The organism is Sphingomonas sp. LT1P40, assembly GCF_036663835.1.
GTDB lineage: Bacteria > Pseudomonadota > Alphaproteobacteria > Sphingomonadales > Sphingomonadaceae > Sphingomonas.
In genome coordinates, this window is sequence record NZ_JAXOJT010000002.1 from 196,226 (window position 1) to 211,447 (window position 15,222).

Sequence of the window (15,222 nt, forward strand, 5' to 3'; positions counted from 1 at the left end):
AACGGCACGGGTAGCGATGCCCCATATGGCACGCTACATGCGCCGCGACGCGAACCGGAGACACACCATGGCGACCCCCGACTGGACTGCAATCGAGGCGCTTCCCCGTACGCCGCTGAAAGACCTGTTCGCCACCGACACCAGCCGCCTCGCGCTGCTCAGCACCGATGTCGCGGGCATCCATTTCGACTTCTCCAAGACGCATCTTGATGCGGCGGCGCTCGACGCCTTCACCGCCCTCGCCAAATCCGCCAACCTCGCGGGCAAGCGTGAAGCGCTGTTCGCGGGCGATATCGTCAACGTGACCGAAGGGCGCGCGGTCGAGCACACCGCCGAACGCGGCGAAGGGTCACCCGACAGCGTCGCCCGCGCCGCCGCCTTCCACGCCCGTATGCGCGGCCTGATCGACGCGATCGAGGCCGAAGCGCTTGGCCCCGTTGCCCACGTCGTCCATATCGGCATCGGCGGCTCCGCGCTTGGCCCCGAATTGCTGATCGACGCGCTGGGCCGTGAGGAAGCGCGCTACGACGTCGCCATCGTCTCCAATGTCGACGGCAGCGCGCTGGAGGAGGCGATCTCCGCCTTCGATCCGCACGCCACCCTGCTGGTGATCGCGTCCAAAACCTTCACTACAACCGAAACGCTGTTGAACGCCGAATCCGCGCTCGACTGGATGCGCGAACATGGCGTCGAGGACCCCTATGGCCGCGTCATCGCGCTCACCGCAGCACCCGACAAGGCGGTCGAATGGGGCATCGATGAAACTCGCGTGCTCCCCTTCGCCGAGAGCGTCGGCGGACGCTATTCGCTGTGGTCGTCGATCGGCTTCCCCGCCGCGCTCGCACTCGGCTGGGACGCGTTCGAGGCGATGCTGGACGGTGCCGCCGAAATGGACCGCCATTTCCGCCTCACCGATCTGCGCAGCAACGCCCCGGTCCTCGCGGCGTTCGCCGACCTTTACTACACGCAGAACAGGGGCTGCGAGACGCGCGCCACCTTCGCCTATGACGAACGCCTGCGCCTGCTCCCCAGCTATCTGCAACAGCTTGAGATGGAATCGAACGGCAAGTCGGTGACGGCCGAGGGCGCGCCCGTCGGCCGCGCCACCGCCCCGATCACCTGGGGCGGCGTCGGCACCGATGCCCAGCATGCCGTGTTCCAGCTGCTGCATCAGGGTACGCACCTCGTCCCGCTCGAATTCGTTGCCGTCATCGAACCCGGCGACACGCTGGCCGAGGATCACCACCGCCAGCTGCTCATCAACGCCTTTGCGCAGGGCGCAGCGCTGATGGCCGGTCGCGCCAATGACGACGGCGCGCGCAACTATCCCGGCGACCGCCCGTCCAGCACCATCCTGCTCGACGAACTCGACCCGCGCACCCTCGGCGCGCTGATTGCCTTCTACGAACACCGCACTTTCGTCAGCGCCGCCCTGCTCGGCATCAACCCGTTCGACCAGTTCGGCGTCGAACTGGGCAAGGAAATGGCCAGGGCAGCGGACCAGGGTGGACAGGATTTCGACCCCTCCACCGACGACCTGATCCGCCGGGCATTCGGGTCTTGAGCGACGACGATTACGTTTATGATGAAGCCAGCGGCGAATGGGGTCCAGCCTCCCAGTTCGCCGCCGCGTCCGACACGCTCGAAGTCCGCGATTCGGTCGGGAATATCCTGACCGACGGCGATCAGGTCACCCTAATCAAGGACCTGACCGTCAAAGGCGCAGGCCAGACGCTAAAACGCGGCACCCTGATCAAATCGATCCGCCTGACCGGCGACGCGCAGGAAATCGACTGCAAGTTTGACGGCATCAAAGGGTTGGTTCTGCGCGCGGAGTTTGTGCGGAAGCGTTGAGGTTTGGGATCAGGCTTTGACCATCTGCTATTGGGTGGAAAGCAGCCGTTGCGGACCGTCAGGCGAGGTTCCCGCATTCAACCTTTCTTGCCGCAACAATTTTAGAAACGACAAAATAGGGCCGGTTGGCCCGGTCAACCTCTCCATTGAGACTACCCTGGATACGCAATGCGAGGCAGGTATCTGATGCGTCTAACCTGAGAGGGGCAAGCGCTGCGAACCGTTTTTGATCGCGCGGGTTGGGCAGAAGAAGAACAAATACACTGCTATCTGACGCGCGGAAGTAAGCGTACTCACCAGAAAACCAAACGCCTTTATTCTCTATTCGTTGGTTACCGGAAACCGTGCGCGGCTCGGTCGCGCATCCACCTACGAGCCAAACTAACCAAAACGCGATAAGTGCGTGTCTAAAGATCATGAGTCCTCCGAGCGTCATCTCTTAGGCGCGCCATCATTACCATGTCAGGGCTAAAATTGGGTCGTTTGCCGATCCCCTATCGTCACCCCGGCCTTGTGCTGGGGCCCACGCAGCCTCACCGGCTGACCTCCAGCCGCTTGTCCAAAGCCCGCCTCCCGGTGGGCCCCGGCACAGGGCCGGGGTGGCCAAAAGGGTAGGCAGCGATCCCCCAACGCAAAGCGTGCGTTGGCATCCACCCCGCCTGCGCCTATCTGCGGCTCCAGCGCGACGAACCGGAGACCACCATGCCCGATTACGACTACGACCTCTTCGTCATCGGCGCAGGTTCCGGCGGTGTCCGCGCCTCGCGCGTTTCCGCAGCGCACGGGGCAAAGGTCGCCATCGCCGAGGAATATCGCGTCGGCGGCACCTGCGTCATTCGCGGCTGTGTGCCGAAAAAACTGCTGATCTATGGCGCGCATTTCGCCGAGGATCTGAAGGACGCCCGCCGGTTCGGCTGGAACGTCCCCGATTGCGATTTCGAATGGGCGACCCTGCGCGACAATGTGCTGGCCGAGGTCGACCGGCTGAACGCCGCCTACACCAACACCCTCGACAGCCACGGCGTCGAGGTCATCCACGAACGCGCCACCGTCTCCGGCCCGAACGAAGTCACGCTCGCCAGCGGTCGCAAGATCAGCGCGGGTAAAATTCTGATCGCAGTCGGCGCACGCCCGCTCGTCCCCGAATGCCCCGGCCACGAACATGGCATCACCTCGAACGAGGTGTTCCATCTCGACGCTCTGCCAAAGCGCGTCCTGATCGCGGGCGCAGGCTATATCGCCAATGAATTCGCCGGTATCTTCAACGAACTCGGCAGCAAGGTGACGCTGATCAACCGCAGCGACGTGATCCTGCGCGGCTATGACGAACAGATCCGCGACCGCCTGCTCCAGATCAGCATGACCAAGGGCATCGACTTCCGCTTCCACGCCGAGTTCCGCGGGATCGAGAAACAGGCCGATGGCAGCCTGCTCGTCTCGATGACCGAACACGAGGATATGGAGGTCGACTGCGTCCTGTTCGCCACCGGTCGCGTGCCCAATACCGAAGGGCTGGGGCTGGCGGAGGCTGGCGTCGAACTCGACGACAAGGGCGCAATCGTTGTGGGTGCCGACAACAAATCCACCATCGACTCGATCTACGCCGTTGGAGACGTCACCAACCGCGTGCAACTAACGCCCGTCGCGATCCGCGAAGGTCAGGCCTTCGCCGACACCGTGTTCGGCGACAAGCCCACCACCGTCGACTATGGCTGCATCCCCGCCGCCGTGTTCAGCCATCCCCCGATCGCGGGCGTCGGCATGACCGAGGGGCAGGCCAAGCAGAAATACGGCTCGGTCAAGGTCTACACCTCCGACTTCCGCCCGATGAAGAACGTGCTGGCGAACCGCAACGAACGCGCGCTCTACAAGATGATCTGCCATGCGGAGACCGGCAAAGTCCTCGGCCTCCACATGATCGGCCCGGATTCGCCGGAGATTTTGCAGGCGGCGGCAGTGGCGGTGAAGGCCGGCCTGACCAAGGACGACTTCGACCAGACCGTGGCGCTGCATCCGAGCATGGCGGAAGAACTGGTGCTGATGAAATAATACCCGTCACCCCAGCGAAAGCTGGGGTCTCAGGCGGCAGGGGAAGCCCTAACGAGACCCCAGCTTCCGCTGGGGTGACGGATTTTACTCAGCGCGCAACAGTTCGTCGGCCTCGCTCTCCTCACCACCCTCACCCGCAATCGCCCGCGTCGCCCCGACATCCATCGCGACATTGCCGACCGTGCGGAAAATGTCCGGGATCGTCTCCACCGCCACCAGCAGCCCCAGCGGCGCGATCGGCACACCCATCGCAATAGCGATCGGCGCGATCGACGACACGAAGCTGATCGTCCCCGGCAACCCCACCGCACCCATCGTGGTGATCGCCGCCGCCGCCCACCCCGCCGCCAGCTGCCCCGCGCCCAGCTCGATCCCCAGCCAGTGCGCGACATAGATCGCCACCGCGAAATTCATCGCCGGCCCCGTCCAGCGGAACAGCGCCACCGCCAGCGGCAGCACGACACCCGCCCGCGCCACCGGCACGCCCAGCGTCTCGGTTGATCGCAGCATTGCGGGCAGGCTGGCCAGCGACGATTGCGTGCTCGCCGCCACCGATTGCGACGGCAGGATCGCGCGCACGAACCGGGCAGGTGACACCTTGGCGAACACCCACGCAAACGGCACCGCCAGCAACCACAGCACGATCCCCACCGCGCTCACGATCAGCACATAATGCAGCAGCGCCCCGAACGCCGACGTGCCCGCGCGCGCCCCGACGACATAAGCCAGCGCCCCGACCCCGATCGGCCCCAGCCACAAGACCCAGTTGATGACCACCAGCATCGCATTGCCGACCGCCTGGAAAAACCCGGTCAGCCGCACCCGCTCCTCATCCGGCAACCGCGTGATCGCAAAGGCGAACACGGTCGTGAACAGGATCATCGGCAGAAACGCGTCGTTCGCCGCCGACGCGATCGGGTTGGACGGCACCAGCGCCACCACGAACGCCGAGAAAGGCGGCACCTCCCCGGTCGGCGGCGCGCTGCCCAATGCATCGCGCAGCGCCCCGGCCAGCTCCCCGCCCAACGGAAACGCCGACAACAGCCCCAGCGCAATCGCCCCGCCCAGCGCCGACGACACCCACAACAGCACGATGAACGCGATGAACGCCCGTCGCGCCAGCGTGCTCGCCTTCGCCGCCTCCGCCGTCGCCGCGATCCCGGTTATCAGCAGCGACACGACCAGCGGCACGATCGTCATCTGCAACGCGTGCAGCCACATCGTCCCGATCGGCTGCACCCAGTCCGCCGCCTGCAACGCCCCCGCCGGCGCGAACGCCGCCGCCGCGATCCCCAGCGCAAGGCCCAGAATCAGGGCTGCAAAAATCCGTGTCGGCTGCGACATACTCGCCCTTAATCAAAAGCGGCGCTACCAACGCGCCACGGAAGCTTCTAAACAGGCGCAAAGCGGGCGGATATGGCAAGAAAATATTTCGGAACCGACGGAATTCGCGGCAAGACCAACGTCCATCCGATGACCGCGGCGATGGCGATGAAGGTCGGCATGGCGGCGGGAAAGCACTTCCTGCGCGGCGATCACAAACATCGCGTGGTGATCGGCAAGGACACGCGCCTGTCGGGCTATATGCTCGAAAGCGCGCTAGTCGCTGGCTTTACCAGCGTCGGCATGGACGTCGTACTGGTCGGCCCGATGCCCACCCCCGCCGTGGCGATGCTGACGCAATCGATGCGCGCAGACCTCGGCGTGATGATTTCCGCCAGCCACAATCCGTTCGCCGATAACGGACTGAAACTGTTCGGCCCGGACGGCTACAAATTGTCCGACGCGGACGAGGAAGCGATCGAGGCGTTGCTGGACGGCGACCTGCCGCTCGCCGCCGCCGCCGAAATCGGCCGCGCCAAGCGCATCGACGATGCCAAGGGCCGCTATATCCACTTCGCCAAATCGACCTTCCCCACCGATTTGCGGCTCGACGGGCTAAAGGTGGTGGTCGATTGCGCCAATGGTGCGGCCTATCAGGTCGCCCCCTCGGCCTTGTGGGAACTCGGTGCCGAGGTCATTGCGATCGGCGTCGAGCCGAACGGCAAGAACATCAACGATCAGGTCGGCTCGACCGCGCCGCTGACTTTGTGCGAGACCGTCGTCGCGTCCGGCGCACATATCGGCATCGCGCTGGACGGCGATGCCGACCGGCTGATCGTTGCGGACGAGCATGGCGAAGTGGTTGACGGCGATCAGCTGATGGCGACGATCGCCGGCGGCTGGGCGCGGCAGGGGCGGTTGCAGGGCGGCGGCCTCGTCGCCACCGTCATGTCCAACCTCGGCCTCGAACGCCATCTCTCGGCACAGGGTCTCGGCCTGATTCGCACCAATGTCGGCGACCGCCATGTGCTGGAGAAGATGCGTTCGTCCGGTTACAATGTCGGCGGCGAACAGTCGGGCCACATCATCCTGACGGACTACGCCACCACCGGCGACGGCCTGGTCGCGGCGCTGCAAGTTCTCGCCGAACTGGTCCGCGCCGGTGCCCCGGCCAGCGAAGTCCTCCACCGTTTCGACCCGCTCCCGCAACTCCTGAAGAACGTCCGTTTCGCCGGCGGCAAACCGCTGGACGACGCGCGGGTCAAGGACGCGATCGCCGCCGCCGAAGCCGAACTCGACGGCACCGGCCGCCTGCTCATCCGCAAGTCCGGCACCGAACCCCTGATCCGCGTGATGGCCGAAGGCGAGGACATGGCGCAGGTCGAAACGGTCGTGAACCGCATATGCGACGCCGTGCGCGTGGCGGCAGCCTGATGCTGGAAATGCGCCCCGACTGCGAACGCTGCGGCACTGACCTCCCCGCCGATCAGGGCGGCGCGTTCATTTGCTCGTTCGAATGCACCTTCTGCGCGATGTGCGCCGATGCCGTGGACGAACGCTGCCCCAATTGCGGCGGCGAACTCCTCGACCGCCCGACCCGAACCGGCGGCGCACTGCGCACGCATCCGGCGAGCACGGAGCGACGCTTCGGCGAGGATGGCGGTTGACCCGGGTTGCGGTGGTCGGCACCGGTGCCGTCGGCGCCACCATCGCCGCCTGGCTGATCGCAAACCCGGCATATGCGGTCGAACTCTGCGTCCGCACCCCGTTCGACCGCCTGCGTGTCGAGACTCCGGTTGGTATGCTGGACAGCCAGCCAATCCAGCACACCGACCCGGCAACCGCGACTGAAGTCGACTGGGTCATCGTCGCAACCAAGACTTATGACGCGCCGGGTGCCGCCCGCTGGCTCGAACGGCTGGCCGGACCGCACACCCGCGTCGCCATCCTCCAGAACGGCGTCGAGCATCGATCGCGCTTTCCCGGCCTCGACCCGGCGCAAATCGTCCCCGTCATCGTCGATATCCCGGCCGAGCGGCGCGCGCCCGGCGACGTCATCCAGCGCCGGACGGGCACGATGCTGGTCCCGGCCGATGCGGCGGGCAAAGCCTTCACTGCGCTTTTCACCCACACGCCGATCGACGTGCAATGCACCGACGACTGGCTCAGCGCGGCGTGGCGCAAACTTGCCATCAACTGCGCCGGCGCCGTCAACGCGCTGACGCTGCGCCCGGCGGTGTCGCGCATGAACCGGATGCGGCGGCGCTGATGCATGCGCTGGTCGTCGAATGCATCGCCGTCGGACGGGCAGAGGGCGCACAGCTCGACGATGCACTCGCCGACCGGGTCGTCGCCGGATATCGCGCCGATCCGGCAGATGCGGTGAACTCGATCCTCGCCGACCGGCTCGCGGGCCGCCCGACCGAGGCGGATGCCCGCAACGGCGTGATCGCCCGGCTCGGCGCACACCACGGCATCGCCACCCCGCTCAACGACATGGCGGATCGCATCATCCGGTTGAGTTAAGGTGACTGAACGCGCCCCGCCGTCGACGTTGCCAGCGCCCTGGAGCGTCAGGGTTTCCCCATGGGTGAGCCAACGATTGGGCGCGGCACCCAAATCGTGCACGACAACCCATCGGTTGCGGGTTCGCCACCAGGCAGCCGAACCCGCTTGAAACAGCCGCCAAGCGGAAACTCACGGCTGAGCCAGCGGCCCTCGGGTGTGTCCTGCTCGTAGGAACGAACCTCTGCGCGTTCCAGAAATGCCCAGAGCCGGGTGGCCGTGTCGCCAGCGCAAATATATTTGTGGCTGTCGTCCGTGTCAGTCACGTTTCCGGCCGCGACCGCAGCCTCCAAGCACGCTTCCGTCAAGCCGGGCACTTGCTCGGGGAAGGCCGTCGTATCGCGGTTGGCGAGTAGCAGGGCAACGGCAAGGATCAGCATATCTCGTCAATCTCATGCCGGGTCAGGCTCGCCCAGACAAGGGTCAACGTTCGAAATGGCGGTTAGCTGTTGTTCGACTACACTCGTCAACCGTCTCCTTAAGGGAGAAGGATACCGCTGCTTGGCAGCTTGCTGCCTTAGCGAAGGTTGGATGAGGGAGTCGCGCTATCGAGGGGCAGAGCTTGCTGCCACTCGACACCATGCTAAGCCTGCCTGATGATCGGCGGAACGATGCGCTTTATTGCCGGAATGCTGGCTGTCGCGGTCCTCGCCTTGCCCGGCTGCGGGCGCGCCCAGGATGCAGACTTTATACCTGCTCTCGAACGCCTGGCCGAAGCTGGAAACGCCGAGGCAATCTATCACTTGGGCATGGCATACCATACCGGTTCAGGCGTTCCGGAGGATCACGCCAAGGCGCTTGATGCCTTCCGCAAGGCAACAGCGCTTGGTGATCCGTTGGGTGCCTACAAATTGGGCTGTTATTATGACGGACAAGGCGCCGGTCTGGTAGAACCCGACGCCAAGCTGGCGCTTCAATATAAGCTCGTGGCCGCGAAGGCCGGTTATGCGCTTGCACAACAGGATGTCGGCATCCTCTACGCGCGAAGCGGGGACGTGCCGACAGGACTAAGCTGGCTGGAACGATCAGCGGCTCAGGGGTGGTCCGGCGGACTGATGGCTCTTGCTTCAGTCTATAATGGTGCGACCGGCATCAAACCGGATGCGGTGAAAACGGCAGCTTACTTCCAGCTTTTTCTCATCCGGTCGGAACCCAGCGAAGCGCAGGCGGCGTGGTTGAAGGGTTTTGAAGCGCGGCTGTCACCTGATGAACGCAGACGGGTTGAAGAAATTGTTGGCGGCTACAGCCCTGCGCCCACGCAGCTCACGCTTAAGGCGCTCTCAGGGCAACGCGCTGCTCAAGCTCTTGTACAACGGGGCGGTGATAGGTGACGGTCGTCCGGAAGCCGACTCGCTGTTAATGACATCCGTGATGGGGTCGAAAACGACCATTCCGCTCACGCCATCGCAAAACTTTCCTACACACCCCCGCCTGTGCCATGGCATTCTCATGCTCATCGCCTCGGTTACTCCTGCGTCGCGCACTCGCCGCGTCACTGTCGCGTCACCGCCACGTCACTGCCGCGCACGTGGCGGGTTACAGGCGCATACCCGCCGCGTACCCGCCGCGTCCGCCCCCAAACCCCTCCAAACCGTCAAAACTGTCAACGCACTGTCATGACCATCTCCCGCATCCTCATCATCGCAGGTTCCGATTCCGGCGGCGGCGCGGGCATTCAGGCGGATATCAAGACCGTGACGATGCTGGGCGGCCACGCCATGACCGCGATTACCGCGATTACTTCGCAGAACACGCTGGGCGTCACCGCCGTCCACGCCATCCCCGCCGACATGGTGCTGGCGCAGATCGACGCCGTCCTCAGCGATATCGGCGTGGATGCGGTCAAGATCGGCATGATCGGATCGGCTGAAACCGCCAATGCCGTCGCCGACCGGCTGGAGGCGCTCGACGTGCCCATCGTCTTCGACCCCGTCATGGTCGCCACCAGCGGGTCGGTCCTTGCCGACGCCGCCACCATTGCAGCTTTCGAGCGGCTGATGGACCGCGCGTCGGTCGTCACCCCCAACGCCCCCGAACTCGCGGCGCTGGGCGGACGCGACGCGGTTCTCGCCCACGGCGCGCATCTGGTCGAAAAGGGCGGGCATGTCGCGGGCGACGACGTCCATGACCGGCTGTTCTCGCCGCGGGGCGAATTGCTGGCCGAACTCATCGCGCGCCGCATCGACACCACCAGCACGCACGGCACCGGCTGTACCTTCGCAAGCGCACTCGCCGCCGGGTTGGGCGAGGGGATGGCGATCGCCGACGCCTTTTACCGCGCGGTCCGCTTCGTTCGTATCGCCCTGCTCACCGCACCGGGGCTGGGCGCAGGACATGGGCCGATCGGTCACACGCTCGGCTATTCCCCGTTCGACGAGCTGGAGGGCGGCGACGATGCCTGACTTCAGCTACGAGACCCGCCACGCCCCGCGCGGCCCGGTCGCCGGCGTGGACGAGGCCGGTCGCGGGCCGCTTGCCGGACCCGTCGTCGCCGCCGCCGTCATCCTCGATTTCGCCTGCATCCCCGACGGTATCGACGACTCCAAAGCGCTGACCCCCGCCAAACGCGCTGCGCTCTACGAGGCACTGCTGGCCTGCGCCCGTATCGGCATCGGCATCGCCAGCGTCGAAGAAATCGACCAACTCAACATATTGTGGGCGACGATGCTGGCAATGACCCGCGCCGTCGCCGCGCTCGACCTGCGCCCCGCCTATGTGCTGGTCGACGGCAATCGCTGTCCGAAATGGGAGCATCACAGCGAGCCCGTGATCGGCGGCGACGCGCTGTGCCTGTCGATCGCCGCCGCCTCGATTGTCGCCAAGCACCGCCGCGACTGCATGATGATCGAACTCGACGCCGCGTTCCCCGGCTATGGTTGGGCCAGCAACAAGGGTTATGGCGCAAAGCTGCACCAGAATGCCCTGCGCACTCTCGGCCCCACCCCTCACCACCGCCGCAGCTTCGCGCCGGTGGCACAGGCGGAACTGGATTTCGGACCTGCGCTCACCGTCACCACGAAAATGACCGGCGGCGCGCCCGGTCCCTCCGGACGTGCCGCCGGCCTGACGATGCCGGTGACGGCCGGCATCGCCGATGGGTTCAGCGTGCGCTGAGCTGGGACGCACCGTTACCGCTGGCGCTCGCGACCAGTTCGGCGCGGCGCCGTGCGACACCGGCCCGGGCGGCTATGCGACAGTTGCGAACGTCGGCGCGGGTCGCCAGATCCGCAGCGCTGGCTCCGCAGACGCTGCTGACGGCGGCCACGACCCGGCGGTCGAAGGCGCGCTGGCCTGCGTCGGTAGACAGATCAAGGTCACGCACGCTGACCGCAACGCGGGTTTCAATTCGATCGCTCGGTGCCGCCAATGCGGGACTACCGACTGCACCGATCAGCAGGATGAGGGGGAGTATGTGGTTCATAACTGGTTCCCGTAAGAAGGCGGGGCGATACCGCGCCGGTTGCCCTTGTCTGGCACCGACGCCGGTGTCGCGCTTGACGGCGACGTCGCGCGGGCATGACGAACGCTTGATGAATTCATGACGGAGCCACGCTGGCTCTTTGCCCGCCATGTTCGCTCGCCTATCCGGTTGGCGAGGATGGCTGGATGACGGACCCCGGAAATAACGACGGAAACGGCGCGTCGACGTCGCGGATCGAGCTTGCCCGCGCGTCTGCGTTCGCAATCGGCCCGCTGCGCATCGATCCGCCGACCCGCACCGTGACGCATGAACGCGGGCGGCGCATCACGCTGGAGCCGCGGATGATGCAATTGTTCGTCGCGCTTGCCCGCGCCGATGGCCATATCCTTACCCGCGACGACCTCATCCTGTCGTGCTGGGACGGCCGTATTGTGGGCGACGAGGCGATCAGCAGCGTCGTCTATCGCCTGCGCCGCGCCATCGGCGAGGTGGCGGGCGACGCGGTGCGGATCGAGACAATCACCAAGGTCGGTTTTCGTCTGGTCGAGTGCGACGGCGCGGATGAACCAGGCGATATCGCGCTCACCACGCCGGTGATCGAACTGGTCACGCGAAAGCGCCGTCGCTGGCTCGTTCCGGTCATTGCCATGCTCGCCCTGCTCATAGCCGCGCTGGGTATTTGGGGCTGGCGGGCCACGCGCACGCCCGCCACCGCAACCGTCAGCATCGTCGCGATTGAGGCGGTCGGCGACGGTGCCCCTGCGGGGATCGCCAGCCATACCCGCGCCGAGATCGCGACCCGGCTCGGGCGTAATCCCTATCTCGTCCTGCGGGAAACGGGCGGCGACTATCAGCTGCGCGGCGCGGTCAAGCGGCTGGACGACATATTGCGCTATTCGGTGCAGGTGCAGGAGGCGGCGACAGGCGAGACCCTGTGGTCCGCCGCCCGCGACCGGGCGGTGACCGAGCGAGCCGGACCAATCCAGTTCGCCTTCCTGATCGACGCTACGCTCAAATGCGGCCTGGCGGGTCGCGCCGACTATCCCGGCACGCTGCCGTCGCGCGCGCTCGCCGCTCATCTGCAAGCCTGTTACGAGGGAATGGCGTTCGAGGGGTCACCGACACGTATGGTCGCCGCCGCGCGTCAGGCCGTCGCCGCAGCCCCCGATTTTGCGCGCGGCTGGGCCAGCCTGTCATCGGCCCTGACTCGGCTGTCAATGTTCAGCCCCGCCGAACAGGCAAAGGCGCTGGACAAGGAGGCCGAAGCCTCAGCCCGGCGCGGCATCGCCAGCGATCCGGATATCGGTCGCAACTATGCGCTGCTCGCGCGCTTCGTCCCCGCCGGACGCTATGCAGACCAGGAAAAGCTGTTTCAGAAGGCGATCTCGAAACGGCTCAGTGAATGTGTGTGCGAGTTCAACGATTATGGCGGATTCCTGCTCGAAGTCGGTCGCGCACGGGAAGCTGGTGAATATCTGGGCCGCGTGCTGGACGAGAATGCCGACGGTGCAGGCGCGTTGTGGAACGTCGCAGCCGCGCTTTATTTCGCGGATCAGCCGGTCGCCGCAGGTCAGGCGATACGGCGGCTGACACAGGTGCATGGCAAGGTCGCAATTGGCTTTCAGTGGCGCGGTGCGGCACTGGCGAAAGACTGGTACGCGGCGGCGCGCGCGTTGGCATCGGAACGCTCCGAACTCGCCGAACGGTTATTGCCCGCCTATCGCGCGCTGGCATCGGGGGATCGCGTCGCAATCGACGCCGCCGGTACCGCGCTTGCCCGCGGCCCGTTTCCCGACCGTGCGTCCGAAATCGCCGAAACGCTGGCAGCGCTTGGGCGCAGCGATGCGACTTTCGCTGCGCTCGACACCTTGCTCGCCGCCAACCCCCGCGCAACCGGCGCACTGTTCAGTCCACTGCTCAAGCCGCTGCGCGGCGATCCACGCTATCGGGCGCTACTCGAACGCGCCGGACTCATCGCTTATTGGCGACAAAGCGACACCCGCCCGCATCTGTGCGCGGCCGAAGGCGCCCCACCCTTTTGCGCCACGCTCAACGGAAAAGGCCCGCCGCCGCGCTGAAGCGTGACGACGGGCCCCCTTTCCTCCCCAGGAAACCTTTCTCGGGCCGTCAGCTCCGGCGTTTTACGCCGCGAACTGATTCATCGTATTGTGCGCCCCGCCCGCCTTCAGCGCTGCCTCACCGGCGAAATACTCCTTGTGATCGTCGCCAATATCGCTGCCCGACATATTCTGATGCTTCACACAGGCAATCCCCTGACGGATTTCCTGCCGCTGCACGCCCTTGACGTAGCCCAGCATGCCCGCGTCGCCGAAATACTCCCGCGCCAGATTGTCGGTCGACAGCGCGGCGGTGTGATAAGTCGGCAGCGTGATGAGGTGGTGGAAAATCCCCGCCCGCGCCGCCGCATCTTTCTGGAACGTGCGGATTTTCTCGTCCGCCTCGATCGCCAGCTCGGTCGCATCGTAATCGACACTCATCAGACGGGCGCGGTCGAACGCCGACACGTCCCTGCCCGCCTCGGCCCAGGCGTCGAACACCTGCTGGCGGAAGTTCAGCGTCCAGTTGAAGCTTGGCGAATTGTTGTAAACCAGCTTGGCGTTCGGGATGACCTCGCGGATGCGGTCCACCATCGATGCGATCTGCTCGATATGCGGCTTCTCGGTCTCGATCCACAATAGGTCGGCGCCGTTCTGCAGGCTGTTGATGCAGTCGAGGACGCAACGATCCGCCCCGGTGCCTTCGCGGAACTGGAACAGGTTGGATGGCAGCCGCTTCGGCCGCATCAACTTGCCGTCGCGGTTGATGATGACGTCGCCGTTGCGCGCCGTGGCGGGGTCGATCTCCTCACAGTCGAGGTAGCTATTATACTGGTCGCCGATGTCGCCCGGTTCCTTGCTGACCGCGATTTGCTTGGTCAGGCCCGCACCCAGCGAGTCGGTGCGCGTGACGATGATGCCGTCATCGACGCCCATCTCCAGGAATGCGTAGCGGCACGCCCGGACCTTCGCGAGGAAGTCCTCATGCGGCACGGTGACCTTGCCGTCCTGATGGCCACACTGCTTCTCGTCGCTGACCTGATTTTCGATCTGCAGCGCGCACGCCCCTGCCTCGATCATCTTCTTCGCCAGCAGGTACGTCGCCTCGGCATTGCCGAAGCCCGCGTCGATATCGGCGATGATCGGCACGACATGCGTTTCGTAATTGTCGATCGCATGCTGGATGCGCGCCGCCTCGACCGCGTTGCCGCTGTCGCGCGCGGCGTCCAGATCGCGGAACATCATGCCCAGTTCACGCGCATCGGCCTGCTTCAGAAAGGTGTAAAGCTCCTCGATCAGCGCCGGAACGCTGGTTTTCTCGTGCATCGACTGGTCGGGCAGCGGCCCGAAATCGCTGCGCAGCGCCGCGACCATCCAGCCCGACAGATAGAGGTATTTGCCCTTGGTTGTGCCGAAATGCTTCTTGATCGAGATGAGCTTCTGCTGCCCGATAAACCCGTGCCAGCAGCCCAGCGACTGGGTGTAGGCCGCCGGATCGGCGTCATAGGCCGCCATGTCTCGGCGCATGATCCCGGCCGTGTATTTGGCGATGTCGAGACCCGTGCGGAACCGATTTTGCAACCGCATCCGCGCCACCGATTCAGCGTCGATGCCGTCCCAGCGACCGTTCTCGGCAGTGATGGGCGCTTGAGCGCGGGCGATTTCGTCTTGATAGGTCATGGCAGTCCTCGCTTCGGAATTGCGAGCATATCTATTCAGATTGACACGCTTTGCTGCCCTAAATCCAAGCCACACGGCGTGAACCGGTGCGGCATACAGGTTTTCTATCGGTAATCTTGTAAATAAACGACAAACTTCACCGGATCAGCCGCTTCCGAAACGAGTCTTTTACACCGCACCCCACCCCTTGGGCCTGTGGATAAGTCCGGGACTCAATATGTGGACAAGTCCGCAAATGTTCCGCCAAGTTAACGGAATCCCAACGCTTTTCGT

Annotated in this window: 15 protein-coding genes; 11 read left to right on the top strand and 4 right to left on the bottom strand. The window is 65.1% G+C overall.

Annotation, left to right across the window (positions count from 1 at the left end; translation table 11 throughout):
* Nucleotides 1–67 precede the first annotated feature (67 nt).
* The 3 genes from pgi to gorA all read left to right on the top strand — a co-directional run bounded on the left by pgi (nt 68) and on the right by gorA (nt 3,903).
* The gene (gene pgi, locus U1702_RS12320; RefSeq protein ID WP_332725031.1) at nt 68–1,564 is read left to right on the top strand and encodes a glucose-6-phosphate isomerase; all 1,497 of its coding nucleotides are present in this window, start codon (nt 68–70) and stop codon (nt 1,562–1,564) included.
* On the top strand, nt 1,561–1,854 hold the full coding sequence (locus tag U1702_RS12325; RefSeq protein ID WP_332725033.1) for an alkylphosphonate utilization protein: 294 nt from the start codon (nt 1,561–1,563) through the stop codon (nt 1,852–1,854). The genes pgi and U1702_RS12325 overlap by 4 nt, the downstream gene beginning before the upstream one ends.
* 702 nt (nt 1,855–2,556) lie before the next feature.
* Nucleotides 2,557–3,903, top strand: a complete 1,347-nt coding sequence (gorA, locus tag U1702_RS12330; protein ID WP_332725035.1) for a glutathione-disulfide reductase — start codon at nt 2,557–2,559, stop codon at nt 3,901–3,903.
* An 84-nt stretch (nt 3,904–3,987) separates the two neighbouring features.
* Here gorA and U1702_RS12335 read toward each other — a convergent pair whose 3' ends face one another.
* A complete protein-coding gene (locus U1702_RS12335; protein ID WP_332725037.1) occupies nt 3,988–5,247 on the bottom strand; it encodes a dicarboxylate/amino acid:cation symporter in 1,260 nt (419 codons plus the stop codon).
* Nucleotides 5,248–5,319: 72 nt separating this feature from the next.
* Between U1702_RS12335 and glmM the strand changes: the two genes are divergently transcribed.
* From glmM to U1702_RS12355, 4 genes are read left to right on the top strand one after another with little or no spacing between them, the layout of a single operon-like run.
* Nucleotides 5,320–6,660: a phosphoglucosamine mutase gene (gene glmM / locus U1702_RS12340; protein WP_332725039.1), complete on the top strand. Its 1,341-nt coding sequence runs from the start codon at nt 5,320–5,322 to the stop codon at nt 6,658–6,660.
* Nucleotides 6,660–6,893: a DUF1272 domain-containing protein gene (locus U1702_RS12345; protein ID WP_332726380.1), complete on the top strand. Its 234-nt coding sequence runs from the start codon at nt 6,660–6,662 to the stop codon at nt 6,891–6,893. The genes glmM and U1702_RS12345 overlap by 1 nt, the downstream gene beginning before the upstream one ends.
* Nucleotides 6,890–7,495: a 2-dehydropantoate 2-reductase N-terminal domain-containing protein gene (locus tag U1702_RS12350; RefSeq protein WP_332725041.1), complete on the top strand. Its 606-nt coding sequence runs from the start codon at nt 6,890–6,892 to the stop codon at nt 7,493–7,495. The genes U1702_RS12345 and U1702_RS12350 overlap by 4 nt, the downstream gene beginning before the upstream one ends.
* On the top strand, nt 7,495–7,752 hold the full coding sequence (locus U1702_RS12355) for a ketopantoate reductase C-terminal domain-containing protein (RefSeq protein WP_332725043.1): 258 nt from the start codon (nt 7,495–7,497) through the stop codon (nt 7,750–7,752). Before U1702_RS12350 ends, U1702_RS12355 begins: the two co-directional genes overlap by 1 nt.
* A gap of 47 nt (nt 7,753–7,799) precedes the next feature.
* Here the strand turns inward: U1702_RS12355 and U1702_RS12360 are convergent, their stop codons facing one another.
* Nucleotides 7,800–8,171, bottom strand: coding sequence for a hypothetical protein (locus U1702_RS12360; RefSeq protein ID WP_332725045.1), 372 nt, complete (start codon nt 8,169–8,171; stop codon nt 7,800–7,802).
* A 216-nt stretch (nt 8,172–8,387) separates the two neighbouring features.
* Between U1702_RS12360 and U1702_RS12365 the strand changes: the two genes are divergently transcribed.
* The 3 genes from U1702_RS12365 (at nt 8,388) to rnhB (ending at nt 10,905) form a co-directional block, all read left to right on the top strand.
* Nucleotides 8,388–9,122, top strand: a complete 735-nt coding sequence (locus U1702_RS12365; RefSeq protein ID WP_332725047.1) for a tetratricopeptide repeat protein — start codon at nt 8,388–8,390, stop codon at nt 9,120–9,122.
* Between the two features lie 285 nt (nt 9,123–9,407).
* Nucleotides 9,408–10,193, top strand: a complete 786-nt coding sequence (thiD, locus tag U1702_RS12370) for a bifunctional hydroxymethylpyrimidine kinase/phosphomethylpyrimidine kinase (protein ID WP_332725049.1) — start codon at nt 9,408–9,410, stop codon at nt 10,191–10,193.
* On the top strand, nt 10,186–10,905 hold the full coding sequence (rnhB, locus tag U1702_RS12375) for a ribonuclease HII (protein WP_332725051.1): 720 nt from the start codon (nt 10,186–10,188) through the stop codon (nt 10,903–10,905). Before thiD ends, rnhB begins: the two co-directional genes overlap by 8 nt.
* On the opposite strand, the gene U1702_RS12380 is transcribed toward rnhB, so the two are convergent.
* Nucleotides 10,892–11,362, bottom strand: coding sequence for a UrcA family protein (locus U1702_RS12380; RefSeq protein WP_332725053.1), 471 nt, complete (start codon nt 11,360–11,362; stop codon nt 10,892–10,894). The genes rnhB and U1702_RS12380 overlap by 14 nt on opposite strands.
* A gap of 35 nt (nt 11,363–11,397) precedes the next feature.
* Here U1702_RS12380 and U1702_RS12385 point away from each other — a divergent pair, with 35 nt between their 5' ends.
* The gene (locus U1702_RS12385) at nt 11,398–13,290 is read left to right on the top strand and encodes a winged helix-turn-helix domain-containing protein (RefSeq protein WP_332725055.1); all 1,893 of its coding nucleotides are present in this window, start codon (nt 11,398–11,400) and stop codon (nt 13,288–13,290) included.
* Between the two features lie 63 nt (nt 13,291–13,353).
* On the opposite strand, the gene U1702_RS12390 is transcribed toward U1702_RS12385, so the two are convergent.
* Nucleotides 13,354–14,949 (bottom strand): isocitrate lyase, encoded by a 1,596-nt coding sequence (locus U1702_RS12390; RefSeq protein ID WP_332725057.1) that lies wholly within the window; start codon nt 14,947–14,949, stop codon nt 13,354–13,356.
* Between the last annotated feature and the right edge of the window lie 273 nt (nt 14,950–15,222).

Bases quoted from the DNA above. Each gene is read 5' to 3' on its own strand.
- thiD (WP_332725049.1), top strand. From the start codon at position 9,408: ATGACCATCTCCCGCATCCTCATCATCGCAGGTTCCGATTCCGGCGGC.
- U1702_RS12365 (WP_332725047.1), top strand. From the start codon at position 8,388: ATGATCGGCGGAACGATGCGCTTTATTGCCGGAATGCTGGCTGTCGCG.
- U1702_RS12335 (WP_332725037.1), bottom strand. From the start codon at position 5,247: ATGTCGCAGCCGACACGGATTTTTGCAGCCCTGATTCTGGGCCTTGCG.
- U1702_RS12380 (WP_332725053.1), bottom strand. From the start codon at position 11,362: ATGGCGGGCAAAGAGCCAGCGTGGCTCCGTCATGAATTCATCAAGCGT.
- U1702_RS12390 (WP_332725057.1), bottom strand. From the start codon at position 14,949: ATGACCTATCAAGACGAAATCGCCCGCGCTCAAGCGCCCATCACTGCC.
- U1702_RS12385 (WP_332725055.1), top strand. From the start codon at position 11,398: ATGACGGACCCCGGAAATAACGACGGAAACGGCGCGTCGACGTCGCGG.
- U1702_RS12345 (WP_332726380.1), top strand. From the start codon at position 6,660: ATGCTGGAAATGCGCCCCGACTGCGAACGCTGCGGCACTGACCTCCCC.
- pgi (WP_332725031.1), top strand. From the start codon at position 68: ATGGCGACCCCCGACTGGACTGCAATCGAGGCGCTTCCCCGTACGCCG.
- U1702_RS12355 (WP_332725043.1), top strand. From the start codon at position 7,495: ATGCATGCGCTGGTCGTCGAATGCATCGCCGTCGGACGGGCAGAGGGC.
- U1702_RS12360 (WP_332725045.1), bottom strand. From the start codon at position 8,171: ATGCTGATCCTTGCCGTTGCCCTGCTACTCGCCAACCGCGATACGACG.
- glmM (WP_332725039.1), top strand. From the start codon at position 5,320: ATGGCAAGAAAATATTTCGGAACCGACGGAATTCGCGGCAAGACCAAC.
- rnhB (WP_332725051.1), top strand. From the start codon at position 10,186: ATGCCTGACTTCAGCTACGAGACCCGCCACGCCCCGCGCGGCCCGGTC.
- gorA (WP_332725035.1), top strand. From the start codon at position 2,557: ATGCCCGATTACGACTACGACCTCTTCGTCATCGGCGCAGGTTCCGGC.